22 protein-coding genes and 2 tRNA genes are annotated in these 19,645 nt (G+C 69.8%); 7 read left to right on the top strand and 17 right to left on the bottom strand.

Annotation, left to right across the window (positions count from 1 at the left end; translation table 11 throughout):
* Positions 1-262: 262 nt before the first annotated feature.
* Complete coding sequence (locus E1291_RS01840) at positions 263-1,312, top strand: adenosine deaminase (RefSeq protein ID WP_370770925.1); 1,050 nt, start codon at positions 263-265, stop codon at positions 1,310-1,312.
* A gap of 194 nt (positions 1,313-1,506) precedes the next feature.
* Here the strand turns inward: E1291_RS01840 and E1291_RS01835 are convergent, their stop codons facing one another.
* The 9 genes from E1291_RS01835 to E1291_RS01795 form a co-directional block, all read right to left on the bottom strand.
* Positions 1,507-2,940: an MFS transporter gene (locus tag E1291_RS01835; protein ID WP_131735744.1), complete on the bottom strand. Its 1,434-nt coding sequence runs from the start codon at positions 2,938-2,940 to the stop codon at positions 1,507-1,509.
* Positions 2,941-2,998: 58 nt separating this feature from the next.
* A complete protein-coding gene (locus E1291_RS43060; protein ID WP_207400499.1) occupies positions 2,999-3,595 on the bottom strand; it encodes a TetR/AcrR family transcriptional regulator in 597 nt (198 codons plus the stop codon).
* 32 nt (positions 3,596-3,627) lie between these two features.
* On the bottom strand, positions 3,628-4,209 hold the full coding sequence (locus E1291_RS01825) for a TMEM165/GDT1 family protein (RefSeq protein ID WP_131735743.1): 582 nt from the start codon (positions 4,207-4,209) through the stop codon (positions 3,628-3,630).
* A 271-nt stretch (positions 4,210-4,480) separates the two neighbouring features.
* Positions 4,481-5,548 (bottom strand): UDP-N-acetylmuramate dehydrogenase, encoded by a 1,068-nt coding sequence (locus E1291_RS01820; protein WP_131735742.1) that lies wholly within the window; start codon positions 5,546-5,548, stop codon positions 4,481-4,483.
* A gap of 70 nt (positions 5,549-5,618) precedes the next feature.
* Positions 5,619-6,044, bottom strand: a complete 426-nt coding sequence (locus E1291_RS01815) for a MaoC family dehydratase (RefSeq protein WP_131735741.1) — start codon at positions 6,042-6,044, stop codon at positions 5,619-5,621.
* Positions 6,044-6,478 carry a MaoC family dehydratase N-terminal domain-containing protein gene (locus E1291_RS01810; protein WP_131735740.1) on the bottom strand — a complete coding sequence of 145 codons (435 nt, stop codon included), beginning with the start codon at positions 6,476-6,478 and terminating at the stop codon, positions 6,044-6,046. Before E1291_RS01810 ends, E1291_RS01815 begins: the two co-directional genes overlap by 1 nt.
* A 285-nt stretch (positions 6,479-6,763) precedes the next feature.
* Positions 6,764-6,928, bottom strand: coding sequence for a 50S ribosomal protein L33 (rpmG, locus tag E1291_RS01805; RefSeq protein WP_026404241.1), 165 nt, complete (start codon positions 6,926-6,928; stop codon positions 6,764-6,766).
* A gap of 117 nt (positions 6,929-7,045) precedes the next feature.
* A tRNA-Met gene (locus E1291_RS01800) sits at positions 7,046-7,119 on the bottom strand.
* Positions 7,120-7,424: 305 nt separating this feature from the next.
* Positions 7,425-7,497, bottom strand: a tRNA-Thr gene (locus E1291_RS01795).
* A gap of 205 nt (positions 7,498-7,702) precedes the next feature.
* Here E1291_RS01795 and E1291_RS01790 point away from each other — a divergent pair.
* The gene (locus E1291_RS01790; protein WP_131735739.1) at positions 7,703-8,740 is read left to right on the top strand and encodes a hypothetical protein; all 1,038 of its coding nucleotides are present in this window, start codon (positions 7,703-7,705) and stop codon (positions 8,738-8,740) included.
* Here E1291_RS01790 and E1291_RS01785 read toward each other — a convergent pair.
* The 3 genes from E1291_RS01785 to E1291_RS01775 all read right to left on the bottom strand — a co-directional run bounded on the left by E1291_RS01785 (position 8,737) and on the right by E1291_RS01775 (position 10,684).
* The gene (locus E1291_RS01785; RefSeq protein ID WP_242613880.1) at positions 8,737-9,459 is read right to left on the bottom strand and encodes a protein phosphatase 2C domain-containing protein; all 723 of its coding nucleotides are present in this window, start codon (positions 9,457-9,459) and stop codon (positions 8,737-8,739) included. The genes E1291_RS01790 and E1291_RS01785 overlap by 4 nt on opposite strands.
* A 357-nt stretch (positions 9,460-9,816) precedes the next feature.
* Complete coding sequence (locus E1291_RS01780; RefSeq protein WP_131735737.1) at positions 9,817-10,098, bottom strand: hypothetical protein; 282 nt, start codon at positions 10,096-10,098, stop codon at positions 9,817-9,819.
* A 157-nt stretch (positions 10,099-10,255) separates the two neighbouring features.
* On the bottom strand, positions 10,256-10,684 hold the full coding sequence (locus E1291_RS01775; RefSeq protein WP_131735736.1) for a MerR family transcriptional regulator: 429 nt from the start codon (positions 10,682-10,684) through the stop codon (positions 10,256-10,258).
* 333 nt (positions 10,685-11,017) lie between these two features.
* Here E1291_RS01775 and E1291_RS01770 point away from each other — a divergent pair, with 333 nt between their 5' ends.
* Together E1291_RS01770 and E1291_RS01765 are read left to right on the top strand one after the other, a co-directional pair.
* A complete protein-coding gene (locus tag E1291_RS01770) occupies positions 11,018-12,235 on the top strand; it encodes an MFS transporter (RefSeq protein ID WP_131735735.1) in 1,218 nt (405 codons plus the stop codon).
* A 273-nt stretch (positions 12,236-12,508) separates the two neighbouring features.
* Complete coding sequence (locus tag E1291_RS01765; RefSeq protein ID WP_131735734.1) at positions 12,509-12,838, top strand: hypothetical protein; 330 nt, start codon at positions 12,509-12,511, stop codon at positions 12,836-12,838.
* 166 nt (positions 12,839-13,004) lie between these two features.
* Here the strand turns inward: E1291_RS01765 and E1291_RS01760 are convergent, their stop codons facing one another.
* Positions 13,005-13,481 (bottom strand): DUF488 domain-containing protein, encoded by a 477-nt coding sequence (locus tag E1291_RS01760; RefSeq protein ID WP_242613884.1) that lies wholly within the window; start codon positions 13,479-13,481, stop codon positions 13,005-13,007.
* Positions 13,482-13,536: 55 nt separating this feature from the next.
* Positions 13,537-13,932, bottom strand: a complete 396-nt coding sequence (locus tag E1291_RS01755; protein WP_131735732.1) for a RidA family protein — start codon at positions 13,930-13,932, stop codon at positions 13,537-13,539.
* A gap of 125 nt (positions 13,933-14,057) precedes the next feature.
* Here E1291_RS01755 and E1291_RS01750 point away from each other — a divergent pair, with 125 nt between their 5' ends.
* On the top strand, positions 14,058-15,038 hold the full coding sequence (locus tag E1291_RS01750; RefSeq protein ID WP_131735731.1) for a helix-turn-helix transcriptional regulator: 981 nt from the start codon (positions 14,058-14,060) through the stop codon (positions 15,036-15,038).
* A 471-nt stretch (positions 15,039-15,509) separates the two neighbouring features.
* Here the strand turns inward: E1291_RS01750 and E1291_RS44985 are convergent, their stop codons facing one another.
* On the bottom strand, positions 15,510-15,788 hold the full coding sequence (locus tag E1291_RS44985) for a CPCC family cysteine-rich protein (RefSeq protein WP_370770923.1): 279 nt from the start codon (positions 15,786-15,788) through the stop codon (positions 15,510-15,512).
* 743 nt (positions 15,789-16,531) lie between these two features.
* Here E1291_RS44985 and E1291_RS01740 point away from each other — a divergent pair.
* Positions 16,532-17,149 carry a hypothetical protein gene (locus tag E1291_RS01740; RefSeq protein ID WP_131735730.1) on the top strand — a complete coding sequence of 206 codons (618 nt, stop codon included), beginning with the start codon at positions 16,532-16,534 and terminating at the stop codon, positions 17,147-17,149.
* Positions 17,150-17,775: 626 nt separating this feature from the next.
* Here the strand turns inward: E1291_RS01740 and E1291_RS01735 are convergent.
* On the bottom strand, positions 17,776-18,141 hold the full coding sequence (locus tag E1291_RS01735; protein ID WP_131735729.1) for a hypothetical protein: 366 nt from the start codon (positions 18,139-18,141) through the stop codon (positions 17,776-17,778).
* 478 nt (positions 18,142-18,619) lie between these two features.
* On the opposite strand from E1291_RS01735, the gene E1291_RS01730 reads away from it, so the two are divergent.
* Positions 18,620-19,060, top strand: a complete 441-nt coding sequence (locus E1291_RS01730; RefSeq protein WP_131735728.1) for a GIY-YIG nuclease family protein — start codon at positions 18,620-18,622, stop codon at positions 19,058-19,060.
* Between the two features lie 197 nt (positions 19,061-19,257).
* Here the strand turns inward: E1291_RS01730 and E1291_RS01725 are convergent, their stop codons facing one another.
* Positions 19,258-19,542, bottom strand: coding sequence for a hypothetical protein (locus E1291_RS01725; RefSeq protein WP_131735727.1), 285 nt, complete (start codon positions 19,540-19,542; stop codon positions 19,258-19,260).
* Between the last annotated feature and the right edge of the window lie 103 nt (positions 19,543-19,645).

The raw sequence follows: 19,645 nt of genomic DNA, 5'->3' as shown, positions 1-19,645 counted from the left end.
CTCTCTGCCCGTCTGACTCTTGCGCCCCTCGTATACGCACGGCCTGTGACGGGGGTTGCACGCGATTCACAAGTTTTTTTCCGGATGCCCATGGGCGGCATGGCCGCCGCGAGTCATGGCAGGTAGTCCGGACAGGTGATCCTGCAGGGGCGGGCGACCGGCGCGCGACATGATCCGGCAACATTGGTCCATGGAGGCCCGTACCGTGTCAGCCCACCCGGCCCAGGACCATCGCCTGCCGGACGTCCAGGAGCGCGCCCGCGTGGCGCCCGGCTCCTCCCACCGGGACGTGGCCCTGCTGCCCAAGGCCCACCTGCACCTGCACTTCACCGGATCGATGCGGCACTCCACGCTCGTGGACCTCGCCGCCCAGCGCGGCGTCCACCTGCCGGACGCGCTCGTGGACGACTGGCCGCCCCGCCTGCACGCGACCGACGAGCGCGGATGGTTCCGGTTCCAGCGGCTGTACGACATCGCCCGCTCCGTCCTGCAGACGCCCGACGACCTCCGGCGGCTGCTGCGCGAGACGGCCGAGGACGAGGCGGCGGAGGGGTCGGGCTGGCTGGAGATCCAGGTCGACCCCAGCGGCTACGCGGCGCGCTTCGGCGGGCTCACGCCGACGGTGGAGCTCGTCCTGGACGCGGCGCGCGAGGCGGCCGCCGTCTCCGGGGTCGGCATCGGCGTCGTGATCGCGGCGAACCGGACGCGGCACCCCCTGGACGCCAAGACCCTCGCGCGGCTGGCCGTGCGGTACGCGGGCGGGGGCGTCGTCGGGTTCGGGCTGTCCAACGACGAGCGCCGGGGCCGTGCCTATGACTTCGAGGGGGCGTTCCGGATCGCCAAGCGCGGCGGCCTGCTGTCGAACCCCCACGGCGGCGAGCTGCTCGGCCCCGCGAGCGTCCGGGAGTGCCTGGAGAACCTGGACGCCGACCGGATCGGCCACGGCGTCCGCGCGGTGGAGGACCCGCGGCTGCTGGCGCGGCTCGCCGAGCGAGGGGTGACCCTGGAGGTCTGCCCGTCCTCGAACGTGGGGCTCGGCGTCGCGGCGACCGCGGCGGACGTCCCGGTGCGGCGGCTGTACGAGGCGGGCGCGTCCATCGCGCTCGGCGCCGACGACCCGCTCCTGTTCGGCTCGCGGCTCGCCCGCCAGTACGACCTCGTCCGCACCGAACAGGGCTTCTCCGACCTGGAGCTCGCGGACCTGGCCCGCCAGTCGATCAGGGCGTCGGCGGCGCCCCCCGACGTCCGCGCCCGGCTGCTGACCGGCGTGGACGCGTGGTTGAATTCAAGCCCGGCCCAAGGGCTCGCCTAGCGGCTCGCTCCTTGACCGTTCTTGTGCGAGCGCGAATCGCTTCGCGATCTTCCCGGCGGGGCTCGCCTCCGGCATCGCCCCGCCGGTCAGGGCGCGCGCTCGCGTGACGGCCGGACTCGTCCGACGGACGAGCCAAAAAGGCTGCCCGGGTGAGGCGCCTTTGCCTCACCCGGGCGGTCCATCGATCGCGTTCTTCAGGTCGTGGTCACGGCGGTGTCCGTGTCCGTCTCCCTTTCCTTGGGGGTGGGGGCCGGCTGGGGGTGCAGCGGTAGGGCGCCGGGGATGAGGAGGGTGGCGGCGGCGCCGACGCCGAGCAGGGCGGCGCCGAGCCAGAGGGCCGGCTGGAGGCCGTCGGTGAACGCCTGCGGCGAGGTGAACCCGCCCCGCGCCGCGAAGATCGCGCCGAACACCGCGATGCCGAGGACGGTGCCGAGCTGGCGCAGCGCGTTGCTGATGCCGGACGCGACTCCCGCGAACTCCAGCGGGGCGAACCCGAGGACGGCGCGGGCGAGGGGCGGGAAGAACAGCCCCATCCCGATGCCGCACAGGATGAACGCCGGGACCATCTGGCCGTAGGTCACGTCCGGCGCGAGGGCGGCGGCGAGCCACACCAGTCCGGCGGTCTGCAGCGCCATCGCCGCGGCGAGGACGGGCCGGACGCCGAACCGCGCGATCAGCGGCGCGGTGAGCGGCGCGACGAGCAGCGGCATGCCGGTCCAGGGCAGCGAGCGGACGCCGGCCTCCAGCGGGCTCATGTGGCTGACGCCCTGCAAGAACTGGATCAGCAGGAACGTGCTGCCGAACATCCCGGCCGACATCACCAGGGCGACGCCGTTGACGACGCTGAACCCGCGGCTGCGGAACAGCCCCATGGGCAGCATGGGCTGGCGGGTGCGCAGCTCGTACCCGACGAAGGCGACCATGAACAGGGTTCCGGCGGCCAGCGAGCCGAGGACCTGCGGGCTGGTCCAGCCGTGCTCGTTGCCGCGGACGAGGCCGAGGACGACGCCGAGCGTCCCGGCGGTGACCAGCAGCGTCCCGGCGATGTCCAGCCGCCGGAGCGCGCCGCGGCTCTCGGCGAGGAAGCCGGGGGCCAGCGCGAGCAGGACGACGCCGACGGGCACGTTCACCCAGAAGATCCACTGCCAGGTGGCGTACTCGGTGACGGCGCCGCCGAGGACGGGGCCGAGCGCGATGCCCAGGCCGCTCATCGTGCTCCAGGCGGCGAGCGCGATGCCGCGCTTGGCGGCCGGCACCGCCGCGGCGAGCAGGGTGAGGGTGAGCGGCATGATGACCGCCCCGCCGGCGCCCTGGACGGCGCGCGCGGCGATCAGCGTCCCGATGTTCGGGGCGAGCGCGGCGGCGGCGGAGGCGCCGGTGAAGACGGCGAGGCCGCCGATGAACAGCCGCCGGCGCCCGTACCGGTCGGCGATCGCGGCCGAGGGCAGGAGGAGGACGGCGAAGGTGAGGGTGTAGGCGTTGACCGTCCATTCCATGCCCTCGAGGCCGGCGCCGAGCTTCTCGCGGATCTCGGGGAGGGCGTTGGTGACGATGAGGTTGTCCAGGGCGACCATGAACAACGCGATGCCGGTGACGATGAACGTCCGCAGTGCTGAGGGACTCTTCATTAGTTATCACTCACTAACTTCAGTGGACAAAAAAGGGGTCGGCGGCGCGGGGTGCCCGTCAGACGTCGCCTCCCTTCGGATCGAACGGCGTCCCGTCGTCCGACCAGCGCAGGCCCTTCGCCCATTCGTCCAGCGAACCGGGCAGGGCCTGGCCCATGCCGAAGGGGACCTTGAACGCGGTGAGGACGTTCACCAGCATGCCGCCGGCGACGAACCGCATGATGTCGGCCGGCTCGGCGCCGGTCCACTGGGCGAGCTCGCGCCAGAGCCGCGCCCATTTGCGGTGGCCGAGCCGGGCGACGTCCTCGTCGCCGACCGCGGCCGCGTAGATCTGGAGCTGGAAGCGCAGCAGCGCGGGCCGGTCGGCGAGGACGCGGCGGTAGGTCGCCGCCATGGCGGCGACCGCCTCCTCGCCGTACAGGCCCCCGGCCGCCTCCCTCAGCGCGGCCTCGATCTCGTCGAAGCAGCGTTCGGCGGCGGCGAGGAAGAGGGCGCGCTTGGACGGGAAGAGCCGGAACAGGTACGGCTGGGAGACGCCGACCCGCTCGGCGATGACCGCCGTGGACGTGCCCTCGTAACCTCCCACGGCGAACTCGGCCACGGCGGCCTCGATCACCATCTCGCGGCGCTCGGCCGCGCTCATCCGGGAGGTCATGGATGTAAGTTAGTGGCTGATAACTAACTTCGTCAACCGGTGAGCCCCTCGACCACCAGCAGGACGCCGAAGATGGCGAAACCGGCGGCGGCGCCGTACTTGATGACCTTCTCGGGCAGCCTCTTGCCCAGCATCTGGCCGACGAGGATGGCCAGGGCGTCGGCGGCGACCATGCCGATGGTCGATCCGGCCCAGACGCCGGTCAGCGCCAGGAGCCCGCCGTGGTCGGCGGCCAGCGTGACGGTGGCGAGCATCGTCTTGTCGCCCAGTTCCGCGAGGAAGAACGCGACGCCGACGGCGAGGATCGCCGATCCGGTGGCGTGCCGGGCCTTGTCGCGCTCCTCGTCGTCGAGCTCGTCGCCGCGCAGCGTCCACAGCGCGAAGCCGAGGAAGGCGACCCCCGCGAGGACGGAGATCGGGCCGGTGGGCAGCGCCGCGCCGACCGCCGCGCCGACCGCCACACTGGCCAGGTGGACCAGCGCGGTCGCCGCGGTGATCCCGGCGAGGACGGGCAGCGCGCGGAAGCGGGTGGCGAACGTCATCGCCATGAGCTGGCTCTTGTCGCCGAGCTCGGCGACGAAGATGACGGCCAGGCTGAGGATGAAGGCGTACACGGGTCCCTCTCGCTCGGATGCCGGGCGGAGGGGCGGAGCGCCTGAGCGGGCACGCGACCTCGGCCCGGCATGACTACCGGGCCGAAGGTCTCGTCCGCCTCCGGTGGGGGCGCCCCGGGGGCGCCGCGCCGACCGGGGGCCCGCGCGACCGGGCGCCGTCGGCGGCGCCAGTATGTCGATCACGCGATTGGGACTACTCCCCCTCGACGCACACCAGCCTACCAGCGGCGACGGCGTGCCCCCGGGGTGCGGCGACGGGTGCGGCGGGAGGTCAGAGGGTGACGCCGACCAACACCGGCTCGTTGACCAGCTCGACGCCGAACGCCTCGCGCACGCCGGCGCGGACCTCGCGGGCCAGCGCCAGCAGGTCGGCGGTGCGGGCCTCGCCCGGGTTGGTGAGCGCCAGCGTGTGCTTGGTCGAGATCCGCGCCGGGCCGCGGGCGTGCCCCTTGGCGAAACCCGCCTTGTCGATCAGCCAGGCGGCCGACGTCTTCGTCCGGCCGCCCGCCTCGGGGTAGCGGGGGAACACCGCGTCCGGGCCGAGCCGCTCCGCCACGCGCCGCTCCAGGACGGAGAGCTGCGCGGGTTCGAGGATCGGGTTGGTGAAGAACGACCCGGCGCTGCGGGTGTCGGGGTCGGCCGCGTCCAGCACCATGCCCTTGCCGCGGCGCAGCTCCAGGACGGCGTCGCGCGCCTCCTTGAGCGACACGCGTTCACCCGGCTGGACGCCGAGCCGCCTGGCCAGCTCCGCGTAGGCGATCGGCTGCGACCGCTCCGTCTCGTGGAGCGCGTACGTCACGTCCAGGACGAGGTACCGGTCGTCGCCCTTGAACACGCTGTGCCGGTAGGTGAACCGGCAGGCGTCGCGGTCGAGGGTCACGCACGCGCGGGCCCGCCGGTCGTACGCGCGGACCTCGACGATCGTCTCGCTCACGTCCTGGCCGTACGCGCCGACGTTCTGGATGGGCGTGGCACCGACCCGGCCGGGGACGCCCGACAGGCACTCGATGCCGGCCAGCCCGTCGCTCACGCACCGCGCGACGAACGCGTCCCATTCCTCGCCCGCCTGGACCCGGACGAGGACGCGGTCGCCGTCGGCCCCCGTGCGCTCGGCGCCGCGCGTCCCGGCGTGCACCACCGTGCCCGGGAACCCGTCGTCGGACACCACGAGGTTGCTCCCGCCGCCGAGCACGAGCACCGGCTCGCCGCGGTCGTCGGCCTCGCGGACCGCCGCGACGAGCTCCGCCTCGGTCGTCGCCTCGACGAAGCGCCGGGCGGGGCCGCCCAGCCGCAGCGTGGTGTAGCCGGCCAGGTTCACCTCTTCAGCGAACACCGCCACGTCGTCTTCCCCTCCGTACGTCGTCCGCCGCCGGCCGGGCCGATCCCGGCCGGCACGGGCACCGCGCGCCTCAGACGAGCCGGACGACGGCCTTGGCGCGGGTGAGGACCTTCTGCTCGTCCGACCGGGCGGTGAGCGCCACGACGACCTTGTTGTCGTCGAGCTTCTTCTCCACCTTGCCGCTGATCACCACGGTCGCGCCGCCCTCGTCGGGAACCACGACCGGCGACGAGAACCGTACCTCGTACTCCACGACGGCGCCGGGGTCGCCCACCCAGTCGGTGACGAACCGGCCGCCCTGGGCCATCGTGTACATGCCGTGGGCGATCACGTCGGGCAGGCCGACCGACTTGGCGAAGCTCTCCCGCCAGTGGATCGGGTTGAAGTCCCCGGACGCGCCCGCGTACATGACGAGGTTGAGCCGGTCGATCTGGTACGCCCGCTCGGGAATCTCCGTGCCGACCTCGACGTCGGCGTAGTTCACCGTGGCGGTCATCAGGCCCCCCGCTCGACGATCGTGCTGTAGGACGTGCAGACGAGCTCGCCCTCGACGGTCGTGATCTCGGTCGTGATGTCGAGCTTCTCGTTGGCGCCGATCGACCGGATCTCGGTGATCGTCGCGACGGCGGTCACCACGTCGCCCGCGCGCAGCGGGCGGGTGTACTCGAACCGCTGCCCGCCGTGGACCACCATCGCGAAGTTCAGCCCGAGCCCGGGGTCGGACAGCCCGTCGATGAACGACACGGCGATGGGGAAGGTGGGGGGCGCGATGACGTCGGGGTGCCCGGCCGCCTTGGCGGCCTCCCGGTCGCGGTAGATCGGGTTCGGGTCGCCGATCGCGTCCGCGAACTCGCGGATCTTCAACCGGGTGACCTCGTACGGCTCGCCCGGCGGGAAGCTCCGCCCGACGAAATCACGGTTGAGTGCCATGCAGTCCGTCCTTCCAGGTCGAACGGGGCCGCGCCGAGCGATGCCGGGCCGGGCGCCCCGCCGGCTCGTCTCGGACGGACGCTAACAGAACGACGTCAGCCCGCCCTCGCGGGTCTCACTGGCGAGGACGGGCTGGATCACGTCTGGGCGAGCGGTGCGGAGAGACGACCACCGATGCCGTTGAGGAGCTGGGAAGGGCCTCGGTTAGCGGGTTTCGCGGTGCGGACGGTGCGTCCTGCCCCGTGGTGAAGCGCAGCGGGCAGTACTTCCCCGTTGGGGCCTCGGCTAGCGGGTCTCGCGGTGCGGACGGTGCGTCCTGCAGTTGGGGCAGTACTTCTTGATCTCGAGGCGGTCCGGGTCGTTGCGCCGGTTCTTCCGCGTGATGTAGTTGCGGTGCTTGCACTCCTGGCAGGCCAGCGTGATCTTCGGCCGGACGTCGGTGGCAGCCACGATGGAGTGCCTTTCTGGGCTAGGGACATGGACTACGTACCTCGGCCGCCCCGGAAGGGCGGTCGGCGATTCGACCCAGCCGTCTCACCTCCGGATGGAGGTGAGGGACTCGGGTAGTAGCGAGGGCCGGACTTGAACCGGCGACACAGCGATTATGAGCCGCTTGCTCTGCCTGACTGAGCTACCCCGCCGCGATGGTCGGTGTGGACCGGATTGCAAGGATACCGGATGCTCACCGAGCCCTGGAAACACGAAGGCCCGCACCATGATCGGGGAATCGGTTTCGCGGGCTCCCGGGGACCGTGTCCCAGGGTACCGGGTGCGCCGGTGACCTGCGAAACGTCCTTCTGGAACCGGTGGGACGCTACCACAGGGCCCCGTATGGAGCGAATCAGGGCACCACGTGACCCACCCGCGCGGGACGACCCGGACGGGCGGTGCCGCACAACAACGAAGGCCGCCTCCGGAAGTCCGGACGGCGGCCGTGTTGTCGCTGAGCCCCTTTACGGAATCGAACCGTAGACCTTCTCCTTACCATGGAGACGCTCTGCCGACTGAGCTAAAGGGGCTTGCGTCGTTCGCGCAGTGGAAACCATACACGGACTCGGCACCACTTGCGAACTCGATTGCCGCCCTTCCGCGGGGCCTTCGTCGCCCCTGGTCAGCGGGGCGGACGGCGGCCGACGGCGTCCCGGGGACGGGTCATGGGCCCCCGGACGGACCGGCGCTCACCCCCGATCCCCACACGGCCGCGGCCGTGCGAAAATGATCTTTATGAGTGCGGCGTTCTCCCATGTCGTCGACGAGCTCGTCCGCGCGGCGATCGTCGAGGACCAGTCCTTCAGCTCGCTCCTCCCCCAGACGATGCGGGAGGCGGAGGCGGCCACGGCCGCCGACCTGTCGGCCGTGATGCCCCGGCTCGCCGAGGGGATCACCGAGGCCCCGCCCAACCTCGGCGGCTGGCTCGCCGTGCTCGGCGGCGCCTGGATCGAGAACGGCGCCGACCCGTCCGCGGCCGGCCGCGCCGTCGTGGCGCGCCTCGCCGAGGTCGCCGCCGCCGCGATCGCGTTCGGCGAGACGTGGGAGGAGGCCACCGGCGGCAAGCCCCCGGGCATGGAGGACGAGCAGCCCTCGCAGCAGATCTTCGACACGGTCAGGCCCTCGCTCGGCGACGGCGCCGTCAGCGCGATGATGTCCTGGTTCGCGCTCCCCCAGTTCGCGATGGCCGCCACCACCGCCCTGACGATGTCACCGGGCGTCCGCGCCGGGGTCGAGGAACGCGACCTCACCGCCTACGCGGCGGAGCGGGTCTCCAAGTACCTCCCCCAGATGGAACACGTCCGCGACCTGCTGCGCGTTCTGGACGGCGAGCGGCTCCTCGTCCTGGACCGTGCCAGCCGGAAGGGGTGGACGGTCTCCATCAGCGGCATCGGCGACAACTTCCAACTGCACATGCTGCTCGCCGGAGCCCTCGCCGGCCGTCCGGGCGGCATGCCCGGCACCCCGCCCGAGCCGGAGATCATCGCCTGCTTCCTGGACACCGACGTCCCGCCCGGCCGTCCCGTCGTGTCCAGCCCGTGGAACCTCGTCGACGCCCACGGCGCCTGGATCTACAACGAGGGCGTGCCCGCCGACGTCCCCGCGGTCAACGGCACCCGCGTCATCGTGCTCGACCCGCCGCCCTACACCCGCTCGTTCCCCGCCGGGCGCCGCTTCCACATGCCCGCCGCCCTCAAGCTCGAAGGCGTGCACCTTCCGGAGGACCTCGCCGGCTGGTGGCCGCACATCGCCCCGGCGGCCGCCCCCCACTAGAACCGCACGAGCACCGCGGTGGCGTCGTCGTACCGCTTCACCCGGGGGATCGTGTCGGCCGCCTCCGCCTCCCGCGTCCGCCGGACCAGTTCACGCGGCCCGTGCTCGTCCAGCAGGCCCAGCAGGTCGTCCCAGCCCATCCGCCCGAACCGCTCGACCAGCCGGGACGCCCCGTCGCTGAGCACCGCCGCACGCCGCAGTCCCCGCACCGGCACCTCGCCGGTCAGCCCTTGGAACGCCGCGCCCGGGTCCGCGGCCGCCACCCAGAACCCGCCGGGGCTGTTGCGCGCGGCCCGTACCGCCTCCACCGTGTAGGAGGGCAGGTGGTCGACGCGGTCGTCCCGGACGACCCGGACCTTCCCGGCGTCCAGCAGGATCGGCGAGTCCGCCAGGACGAACCACTCCACGACCTCGTCCCGGCGCCGCAGCAGCGACACCGTCGCCGACGGGCTGTCGGGGTTCGCCAGGTCGCACGTCCCCGCGTGCGCCGCCGCCGTCGCCTCGATCGCCTCGGCCACCAGGCCGGGCAGCGGCCTTCCGTCCTCCGGCGCCAGCAGCGCCGCGAGCCGCCCGCCGATCCCGCGCGCCAGCCACGCGGGGTCGTGCCGGCATCCGCTGTCCACCCCCGGCGGCGCGGTCGCCCCGTCCAGCAGCACGACCCATCCGGGCCCCGCCGCGACGAAGTCCTCGTTCTCCCCGCCGGGCGTCGCCTCGCTCACAAAGCAAACCTGCACGGGTGCAGGTCTATCGTGCCGCCGTCTCAAAAGCCCAGATGGGGGCGCACGTTCGGGTCGCCTGGGCCGGACGCGCCGCTCACCGGAGCCCCGGCGGTGGCACGCACCCTACAGCGAGCCCCCGCCGGAAATCACTGGACGTGACACATACGCCACGAATAGAGAAACACCAAGGCCCTTGAATCTCGCCCCGGATACGGCCCAGATTCAGGAGATCCAAATGGAGACCGATATTCGCGCTGCAACCGTTCCCACAGGACGGATTCCCGCCCCCGCCGACTCCGCGGCGCTCCGCAAAACGAGCGACCCCCGGCCGCGTGCCGCGGCCGGGGGTCACCGGGATCAGGCGCTCTCGCCGCTCCGTCCGAACAGCCTCGCGCCCAGCTTGAACAGCGCGATGACGGGCACCGCGAACACGTAGTAGAACATCGTGTACGTACCGCCGTCGAAAATGAAGGCGAGGTAGACGGCGTAGCCGAGAAGGCCCAGCCCCAGACCGGCGTACATCAGCCGCTCGCTGAGCTTCTCCGCCACGGAGATCGCCACGAACATGAGGACGCCGGAGAAAGCCAGCATCACCACGTACCACGAGAAGGCGGGCTCAGCATTGAAATCGAGGTTCATCGCGTTCCTGCCGCGGGGGAAATGATCACAACGGCCAGGACCCTAGCCCACCCCGCCGACACTTCTCAGCCCATTAAACCGGCTTTCCCTCCGGCACAGCCGCCAGGCCACATCCGGACACATCCGTCCGGCGCGCCTGGCGCGGCCCTCGATGTGATCAGGCGTGCGCCGGGACCTGCGGGGAGTCGCAGGTCTGCACTCGCGGGGAGTCCCACGGCTCGTACTGCCCCGACACATGCCGTTCCGTGGTGTCGATGTAATCGTTGAGGGCACGGCGGCAGCGGGCGAGCGTCTCGATGTGCTCGTCCAGCTTGCCCAGGCGCGAGTACAGGGTGTCCAGGAGTTCGGGGCACGGCTCCAGTTCGGGGTTCGCCCCCGTCGCGCAGGGCAGCAGGAACGCGATGTCCTCGGTCGACAGCCCGGCTTCGAGCAGCTTCCTGATCTGGGTCACGGTCAGGATGGCGTCCTCGCCGAACTCGCGGTAACCGTTGGACCCCCGCTGGGGTTCCAGGAGGCCCTGAGTCTCGTAGTAGCGCAACTGGTGCGCGTGGACCCCGGTCCGCCGGCTCAGCTCCCCGATCAGCACGTTCGCCTCCCCTTGACCTTCATATCAATGTGAACGTTCAGATCGCTGCCACGATAACCGATCGCCCAACGTCACCATCCGGCCGCCGTGGACCACCTCCTCCCCGAGGACCTCCCGTCTCACGCGTGGAGAACGGGCGTGGGCCAGTTGCGCAGGGGCGATTCCAGGGGCAGGCCGACCAGACCGTCCGCGAGCATCCGGCGCAGCGCCACGTCGCCGGGCCGGCCCGTCCGCATCGGCTCGACGACCAGCCAGGTCAGGGACGCCGCGCTGGATCGGCGATGGCCGTCGCCTCGATTCCCGCGCTCGACGTGTCGAAGAGAATGGAGGGCGATGCGTTTCGGGATGGGGGCCTACAAGGCTCTCTTCGGCGTTCCCGGAATGCGCCGGCTTTTCGCCGGATACTTCCTGGCCAGGCTGCCGTCCGGCATGGTCGTCCTGTCCCTGCTGCTGCTCGGGCAGTCGACCGTGGGCGTCGGCCGGGCCGGGCTGCTCGCGGGCGCGTTCGTCGCCCCGCTGGTGATCACGGCGCCGCTGCTGGGCCGCGCCGTCGACCGCTTCGGCCCGGCGCGGGCCCTCGGCGGCGCGGCGCTCGCCCACTGCCTCGCCCTGATCGGACTCGCCGCCTGCGCCACCGGCGGGCTTCCCCTCCCGGTCAGCACGCTCGCCGCCATCGTGACCGGCGCCACCGCGCCGCCGACCGCCGCCACCCTGCGGACGGCGCTCCCCCAGGTGCTGGAGGAGTCGCTGCTCCCCACCGGGCTCGCCTTCGAGTCGATCCTCGTCGAAGGCGTCTACCTGGCGGGCCCGCTGCTCGTCGCGGCCCTGAGCGGCGCCACCGCGTGGCTGCCCCTGCTGATCGCCGGGCTCTCCACCCTGGCGGGCGTCTCGCTGATGCTCACCGGTCCCGCCCTCCGGCACGCCACCGCCTCCGGTGCCCCGGCCCTGTGGTCATGGGGCCCGCTGTCGGCCGCCGCCGTCCGCCGCCTCCTCCCGATCGCCGTCCTGCTCATCCCCTCGATGGCCCTGCTCGACGTGGCCATCGCGACCTACACCGCCGGACGGCACCAGCCGCACCTGCTCGGCCTCATCGCGGCGGGCGTCGCGGCCGCGAGCCTGACGGGCGGCCTGATCTTCGGTGCCCGCCCCTGGCCGGGCACCCCGTCCGGCAGGCTCGTCACCCTCGCGGCCTGGTTCGCCGCCACGACCGCCACCGCCTCCCTGACGTCCTCGCCCTGGCTCTTCATCCCCCTCGCGATCGCCGCCGGTGCCGCCATCGCCCCGTCCCTGACGCTGCTGTCCGCCCTCGCGGTCACCGCGTCCCCCCGGGAACACCGCGCGGAGACCTTCACCTGGCTCTCCACGATGAACTTCGCCGGCCAACTGGCCCTCATCCCCGCGGCCAGCGCCCTGGGCCAGCGTTTCGGCAGCTCAGGCCCCCTCCTCCTGATGACGGCCCTGGCGACCGCAACGGCCCTCTATACCCCCGCCACCCGCCGCTCCCCGTCCACCCCGGTGACCCGCAGACCAAGCCCCGAAGCCGACATGTGACCGTCCCGCCGGATCCCGCGCAAGAGCACGTCACCCGGCCCACCTCGCGACGAGCCCGCCTAGGCCGCCGGATTCACCGGCCCGCTCAGGGAGCCGCACAAGGTAAGGAGAGGGATCGATAAGGCCCGTCAGCTCCCCCACAGCGGCATTGAGGTCGACGTACTTCAAAACCCCTCGATGACGTCCTGAAAGACCAACGCCTCTCCTCTCGCGCTGCCCGATGTGCCGTCCAGGGGTGTACAAAGGGGTGAATGCTCTTTGCGAGGAGGCCGGATGGGCTTCAGGGACGAATTGGCCGGCGGCGCGGGATGGTTGCCACCGACCGCTCGTCTAGTGCGGGGGTCGGGCGAAGTGCTGTTCATCGAACCGGGGACGATGAAGACCCAGGCGGAGGTGAGGGCCTACGCCTCGGGCTGGTTCGCCCGAGCGTTCCAGCCGGCGCAATACGCGCTGACGGTCGGGCGGCGGCACGACCTCGACCCGGACATCGACGCCGACCTGATCAGGGACCTGGACGCTCGGCCCGACGGAACCTGGATCGCCTTCGGGATCGCCTACAGATTCCCAGGGGACCCGGCACAAGAGCACGTCCCCCCAGCCTGACAGGGCTGGCCACCTCAAGACGAGATGACCACCGTGGCGACCACACTGCGCGGCGGCCGGCGATTCCCATATGAGGACATGCGGCGAAGCTGACCCCGCCTTTCCGGCACCCCTCCCGCAACGGCCGGCGCTGCTCTTCGGCCGACACGTCAAAGGAATTCAGGCATCACAACGGGCGCACGTGCTCGATCGTGACATGGTGCCGCTCGGTCAGCCGCTGGGCGATCAGCGAGCGATGGCAGGCCTCAGGATCACGTTCGACACAGAGCAGCGCCGCCGTCCCACGACTCGGCAGAGCCGACACGATCCGCGTGAGGTCGGCGTGGTCGAGGATCTCGGCGGTGTAGCGGCGGACGTACTCGGCGGCGAGTTCGCGGCGCGAGCGCTTACCGACCCCCTGGCGGCGATCCTCGGCGTACTGGAGTTGGCGTAGCTCGGTGGTCGGGGCGAGCTCGGGGTGGTGCTCGTAGGCGATCCGGGCATGGGCGAGGGCCGCCTGCAGCCGCCGCGAGTTCGCCCAGGCGTACTCGGGTCCGCGTACAGCGCGACGCTGGCGTACGTCGAACAGCAGGCGAACGTCCTCGTCCCGCAGTCGTTGCAGGAAGGACTCGCCATCGAAGCCGTAGACGCCGATGGTCACCATCCTGAGCACCAAGATCACCCCCTGCCGTACCGCCCCCGCCGGACGCGGGGTCGCATCACGCGACGGCCGTCCCCTCGAGCTCGACCAGCAGCGCCGGGATCGCCAGGCGCGTCACCCCGAGCATTGTGGTGGACGGCGCCACCCTGGCGGCGCCCAACCGCGCTGCCAGCACCCCGTAGTGCTCGAAGAGCCGGTCGACGTCGGTGGTGTAGACGTTGAGCCGGACGAGGTTCGACAGGGACATACCGGCCTCGCCGAGCACGGCCTCCAGGTTGTCGAGACTCAGCGCCAGCTGCGCCGCCATGTCCTCGGCATGCCGGGGCTTGCCGTCACCGCTCATCGCGGTCTGTCCGGCACAGTAGAGCGTCCGGGTATGCCCGGATACGGCCTCACCCTGGTTGTACCCCAGCTCCTGCGACCACGTCCAAGGGTTGACCGCCGTTCGTTCCATCGCCGCATCAGCTCCAATCGGTTCATCGTCAAGCGGCTGGTTGACCACCGCCTTCTCGGTCGCGCTGAATGAGCCTCCCAACAAATCACGACATCCTGTGTCGTGTATTTCGGTAGAGTTCCCGGGTGCGCGCCGACCGGTTGGTCTCGCTGGTGCTGCTGCTGCGGCAGCACGGCCGGATGTCCGCGACCGCGCTGGCCGGCGAGCTGGAGGTGTCCACTCGCACCGTCCTGCGCGACATCGAGGCGCTGTCCGCGGCCGGCGTCCCGGTGTACGCCGAACGCGGCCGCCACGGCGGTTTCGCGTTGCTGCCCGGCTTCCGGACCGAGCTCACCGGGCTGAACCACGACGAGGCGCTCGCCCTGCTGGTCGCCGGATCGCGACGCGGCGCCCAGGCGTTCGGCTTCGGCTCGGCCCTCGCCTCGGCGATGCTCAAGGTGGTCGACGCACTGCCCGAGAGCTACCGGGACACCGCGGCGGACGCGGCCCAGCGACTGCTCATCGACCCGGAGACCGACCTGCTCTCGCGCCGGCTGGCCGCCCAGGAGATACCGGACGCAGTAGTGGCCGAGGTTCGAAATGCGGTATTCGCCGGACACAGGCTGCGCATCTACTACGCGGCCAAGGACCAGAGCCCGAAGTGGCGCACGGTGGACCCGATCGGCCTGGTCACCGTACGGGACCAGGGCTATCTGCTGGCCACGAGGTCCGGCGCGGACCGCACCTACCGGCTGTCCCGAATCCTGGCCGCCGAGGAACTCACCGAACCCGCACAACGACCGGACCAGGTCGACCTGGACCGGGCCTGGCAGGAACACAGCACGCGCTTCCGGACCGGCGGCGACCAGGTCACGGTACTGGTCCGGATGCGTCCAGAGCGCCGGGAAGACCTGGTGGGCACCGCACTGGCCGTCCTCGCCGAGGAGACCGACGCGGACGGACGGCTAAGGCTGACGGTGACCTTCCAAGACCCGAGACACGCCGAATGGGCACTCTGGCAACTCGCCACAAGCGCCGAGGCCCTGGCCCCCCAGTGGCTGCGCACCACCCTCCACGCCCGCGCCACCAGGATCGCCACCACCTACAAACCCCACCCCAAGCCCTGACCCGCCAAGTCCCCCGAGGCCCACAGTGGCGATATCCACGACGAGGCCCCGAAACCGCGCAGCTTCTAAAGGCAGTACTCCCGATTCCGGTCAGGTCGGCCGGGAGTCGCCGCGACTGCGCCGCTGAACCGCCAGGGAACCCTCCCCGGCACTTTGCCGGTCTTTCACCGGACCGGCTACGCGGTCAATGGTTCGAACGGCCGCGGAAACGTCCGCGCGTCGGTATCCGGCCTCACACCATGCGGCCACGGCAACGGGTCGCTACGGATGCGCGCCGAGGTCACGGGTGGCCTGCCAGGATGCCCCCTACGGTTCCGAGCCCCTGACGGCGCTCCAGAACATACACCTCGGTCAGCACGCGGATCACGGCCGCCGTCACCTGCACCTCGTCCGCCGGCCAAAACGCCGCCTCGTGCGCTGAGCACGACGAACTGTGCGGTGGGCCGCGTCGGAGAGGACCGAGTGGATCCTCTACGCCTGGCTGTGCGGCGCGCACTCATGCGAGCGGGGAGCGCGGACGTACCGGAGCACTCGGCGGTCGTACGCTCCGTAGGCGGCATAGTTTCGCCTGGCCTCGGTGAGGCTGAGCCCACGGTTGGCGCCACCACGGCTCTCGTCGGCGTCATGGTCGTCCTGTCCGTCGTCTTCCCAGAAGCACACGGGGCAGATCTCGAAGTAGCCACGTCGCTCAAGCGTCAGGTGCCCGCAACACGGACATGCGTAAGGCTCGCCTCGCGGCGGCCGATTCACGTTGACGAACACGCAGGTAATTGTCGCGCCCGGAGCGCACTCCTCATAACCACCCTGCCTGGGCTTCCCGACTCCTCCGGTCGCCGGCCTCTGGACTCATTGGCCTTCGCTGAGTCGAGCCGGTCTGACGGCGAGCACAACCGAACGGACCCATCCGGAGGGTGCTCCCGCGCGAACGGCGCGCAACCCGTGACAGATGGATTCGCGCGGGAGTGCCCTTCGGGGCTAGGAGGGGTCTGGGGAACCACGGGGTTCCCCAGTAGCGCACGCTCAACCGATCCCCGAACCGACCGTGACGACTGCATCCTCGGGCACCATGAACGGGCGCCCGGCGGATCGACAATTTGCTCGACGACTGTCCACGACAGCGCTGTAAGTGCTCCGGTTCGCGCCGGAGCCCTTCGCCCATCGGGGACCCCGGCCTGGCAAGACCGCCATCGGACTCATTCCACGTATATTCCGGAACCGGTAGGGCGGGTGGCGTCCGGTTGCACGTGGGAGGTCACTGAAAACGCGAACGGCCTCCGACCGTCTACGCTGTTCAGAGGCTATTTCAGTCGCTGTGGCGGGTGCGGGTTCGAATCTGCGTAGGCCACGACGACGGAGCTTACGACCTTCGACCAAACCGCAGTGACCTGCAGCTTTACCGACCGCTCTCGGTATCTCAACCCGCATTCGACACGGCCTCGGACTTCTAAGATCATGTCCCTGCGCCATGTGCCCGAGCTCAGGAGGCTAGGTCAGTGCACCCTCACCGCACGCTCGCCATAGTTCTAGCGAGCCTGTTCCTGGCTGCCGGTTGCGGCAGCTCGGGCAAGCAGCAAGCGAAGCCCGAGACAGCCGCAACGCAGGCATCGCCCAAGGCCAGCCCTGCGCAGACCGGAAGGATCCCAGCGGCCTCCGGCCCGCTTCTCTCGATCGACGGCGACTACCCCTACACGATCCAAGGGATCATGGGCGGCACGATTCCCGTCAAGGAAGGGGAGCCCGCCCCGGCCGGCCAGCTCTACGCCGCTATCGTGGTCGAGGTCAAAGGGAAGCTGCAGGACCGCCCCCTGCCCGCCCCCAACCTGCCTCTGATTCTTCAGTGGCCAGGGTGCACTGCCAAGGGGTGTTTCTCGACTCCATTGGAGCGCCCGAGGAACTACGTACCGACTTCGGAAGCCGACAACTCGGAGGCTGAGGCGGAGGCGGCCGATAGCGCCCAGCAGTTGGCGCCCGGGGTCGGCCATCTGGCGACGGTCATCACACTGATCCCCCAGAAGATCGAACTCAAACAGATCACGATGTGCACGAGCGATGTCGCCGGTCCCAAGAAGCAGTGCATCCCACTGGGCTCCCTTCCACCCCTGCCCAAATAAGCGCGCTGGCGTACTGGCCATGGCCGCCACCGAGGCCCTTCAGAGATCGAGTGCAGCTCAGAGAGCCACGTCGACCGACTCCATAACCCTGGTACGCCCTCGTCGACCAGATCACCGCCCCAGTCGGCACCGGCCAGTCGTAAGACGCCTTGAACGGTCAGAGACGTCCGGACGGAACAAGAACGGCCCCTGGCCAGGTCGTTCCTGGTCATGGGCCGTTTCGGCTGGTGTGACGGGCGCAGGGTTCGAACCTGCTCAAGCGGCTTCCGGCTCCTCGGGCCCAAATTTGCGATTCCCCGGGGCGATGAGGACTTGGCGACTACGCCCCGCAAGTGCTGGAGACGACCGTTACGAGCCCTCGTAGGGGCGATGAGGACCCATGGTAAAGCCGCTGGCTGGATGACACACGCGCGGCGGTACTTGGAGCCTGATTACAGCAAGCCTCCGGCCATGCACGACTCCGGCCTGTCACTGAAACGTTCAAGGTCGCTCTGAGGGCAGACACGGCTACGGCATCCCAACAGAGGCCGATCACTCGCTCTTTCTCAGGTCAGACTCCCGCGCTGGCCTCGGCTCCAGAAGGGGTCGAGGCAACCACGGGTTCCCCAGTCACGCACGCTCAGCAATTAGGACCGGCTGCTGGGGAACTCGTCGTAGTACTCGCCGTCATCACCCTGGACAAGAGCGTCCAGTCTCCAGGCTATCTGCCGCATCTTCTTCACCAGGAGGTCATCGGGGTCTTTCACGTCGATACGGCCGTTCGACCAGTCAAGCCAAGCGCCCTTCTCACTCCTTCGGGGGTGAGTCACCATCTGAGCCAACCATCTGTGCTCGTACATCAACTCCTGACCGTCTGCGACGGCCTGCGCTGTTTGGCACATGACCAAGTCAGGATCAGCCGCAACCGCATCGGCCCACTCGTCGGCGCTGATCTCGGGTCCGGATTCCTCTGACCAGTCGTCTTTCCGCGTGATGTGCAGGTCGTAGCCCATGCGGTGCACAGTACGGATAAGTACTGACGCTCGGTGAGAGACAAGCGATGGGGCGAACGGGCGGGCGGCACGGCGGGACCGGACGGAACAGGTCGCACTCCCGGCGCGCCGGGGCGGGTGACCGTCGGCGACCACGTAGCCGACGCCCTTGACCCGGCGGATCGACCATGTGCTCGACGCCTGATCACGACTGCGCTGGGAGGGCTCCGACTCGCATGTGGAGGATCTGGAAAGCGAACGGCATCTGACCGTTCGTGCCGGTCAGAGGATCTCTCGACCGTCGTAGCGTGTGCAGGGTTCGAACCTGCAAGGTGAAGCCGGCGGATCTGCACTCCCACCGCCCAACCTTCCTGAAGGTACCTACGCCGCGCGGCTGAACTTCAGTCCGCATTCAGCACAGCCCCGAGGGAGGGCGAACATATGACCCTCCCTACCGAACTTGTGGCCCCGCCAAGGAAGCCCATGAGACCCTTCTACGGTGGACACTGAAGTCGAGAGCGTCACGGTCCGCTGGACCTGGTGCCACATCGGAAATATCACCGTTGACCACAACGGAAAATTGCTTTTCCCGCCAGGTACACCCGCAGAACCCGGCATCTACCGCATGCTACTCTCCCGCACCTCCCGTCATGACGCCTACATCGGAGAAGCACAAAACCTGCGCAGGCGCTTCAGTCAATACCGGAGCCCAGGGAAAAACCAAACCACTAATCGGAATTTGAACGAGCTTCTGCTCGCCGAACTCACTCAAGGGAATGAGGTGATCCTGGAAATTGCCGCGAATCACGAGGCTGAGCTGTCCTACGGACCTCGCGCGACCGAAACCCTCGATCTGACCCTCAAGGCGAACCGGACACTACTTGAACGAGCCGCGGAAGCCAGCAGCCGGGCCGCTAACTACAGACCGATTAACAAGTGACCGTCCACATGGACACGAGAGGGTCCAACTGCTGCCGCTAACGGCGTTCGTTTTATCAGACGAGACCGATCCGGCACTCCACTCGTCGGGATTCACACTCACCCAGACCCGTCCGCTGCCCTGCCAGGCCAGTCTTTCGCGGCGGCTTTGTCTTGCCTTCGCCCAGCCCCGTCCAGATCCCGCCGTTAGCGCCCTTGTTAGCGGGCGTCGGTCTTGTTGCACTCCTCGCTGGATTCGTCGTCCAGAGGCCGTAGGCGCAGCCGTGCAGCATGGAGCCGTTCGCGATAGTCCGGCATGAAGATCTGCGGTAGACGTGTCTCCAGTTGGCCAAGCACGCTCGACAACGCAGACCACTCACCACGATCCTCAAAGATCGCTTCACTCTCCTCGCCGGCGATATCGAGGACCAAGCGGTGAGCGAAGTCGTACAGTACGAAAGCCTCGTCTGGTGAAAGCCGGATCAACTCGTCAGAACTGGACACGGGCCACAGGTTACACGGTTGCGTCAGTACCGGCCCATGGTGCTCGTTCGCGTGCGAAGCGGGCAATGCACGACAAACCGTTTCGCGTGAATGAGTGCCCCGA

Origin of the sequence: Actinomadura roseirufa, from assembly GCF_900659635.1 — a bacterium.
In the GTDB taxonomy this organism is placed as follows: Bacteria; Actinomycetota; Actinomycetes; order Streptosporangiales; family Streptosporangiaceae; genus Spirillospora; species Spirillospora roseirufa.
This window is presented reverse-complemented; position numbering and strand designations above follow the sequence as displayed.

Excerpts from the sequence above, each read along its gene's own strand:
- E1291_RS01835 (WP_131735744.1), bottom strand. The coding sequence starts at position 2,940 with ATGAAGAGTCCCTCAGCACTGCGGACGTTCATCGTCACCGGCATCGCG.
- E1291_RS43060 (WP_207400499.1), bottom strand. The coding sequence starts at position 3,595 with ATGACCTCCCGGATGAGCGCGGCCGAGCGCCGCGAGATGGTGATCGAG.
- E1291_RS01815 (WP_131735741.1), bottom strand. The coding sequence starts at position 6,044 with ATGACCGCCACGGTGAACTACGCCGACGTCGAGGTCGGCACGGAGATT.
- E1291_RS01810 (WP_131735740.1), bottom strand. The coding sequence starts at position 6,478 with ATGGCACTCAACCGTGATTTCGTCGGGCGGAGCTTCCCGCCGGGCGAG.
- E1291_RS01790 (WP_131735739.1), top strand. The coding sequence starts at position 7,703 with ATGAGTGCGGCGTTCTCCCATGTCGTCGACGAGCTCGTCCGCGCGGCG.
- E1291_RS01780 (WP_131735737.1), bottom strand. The coding sequence starts at position 10,098 with ATGAACCTCGATTTCAATGCTGAGCCCGCCTTCTCGTGGTACGTGGTG.
- E1291_RS01770 (WP_131735735.1), top strand. The coding sequence starts at position 11,018 with ATGCGTTTCGGGATGGGGGCCTACAAGGCTCTCTTCGGCGTTCCCGGA.
- E1291_RS01765 (WP_131735734.1), top strand. The coding sequence starts at position 12,509 with ATGGGCTTCAGGGACGAATTGGCCGGCGGCGCGGGATGGTTGCCACCG.
- E1291_RS01760 (WP_242613884.1), bottom strand. The coding sequence starts at position 13,481 with ATGGTGACCATCGGCGTCTACGGCTTCGATGGCGAGTCCTTCCTGCAA.
- E1291_RS01755 (WP_131735732.1), bottom strand. The coding sequence starts at position 13,932 with ATGGAACGAACGGCGGTCAACCCTTGGACGTGGTCGCAGGAGCTGGGG.
- E1291_RS01735 (WP_131735729.1), bottom strand. The coding sequence starts at position 18,141 with ATGGGCTACGACCTGCACATCACGCGGAAAGACGACTGGTCAGAGGAA.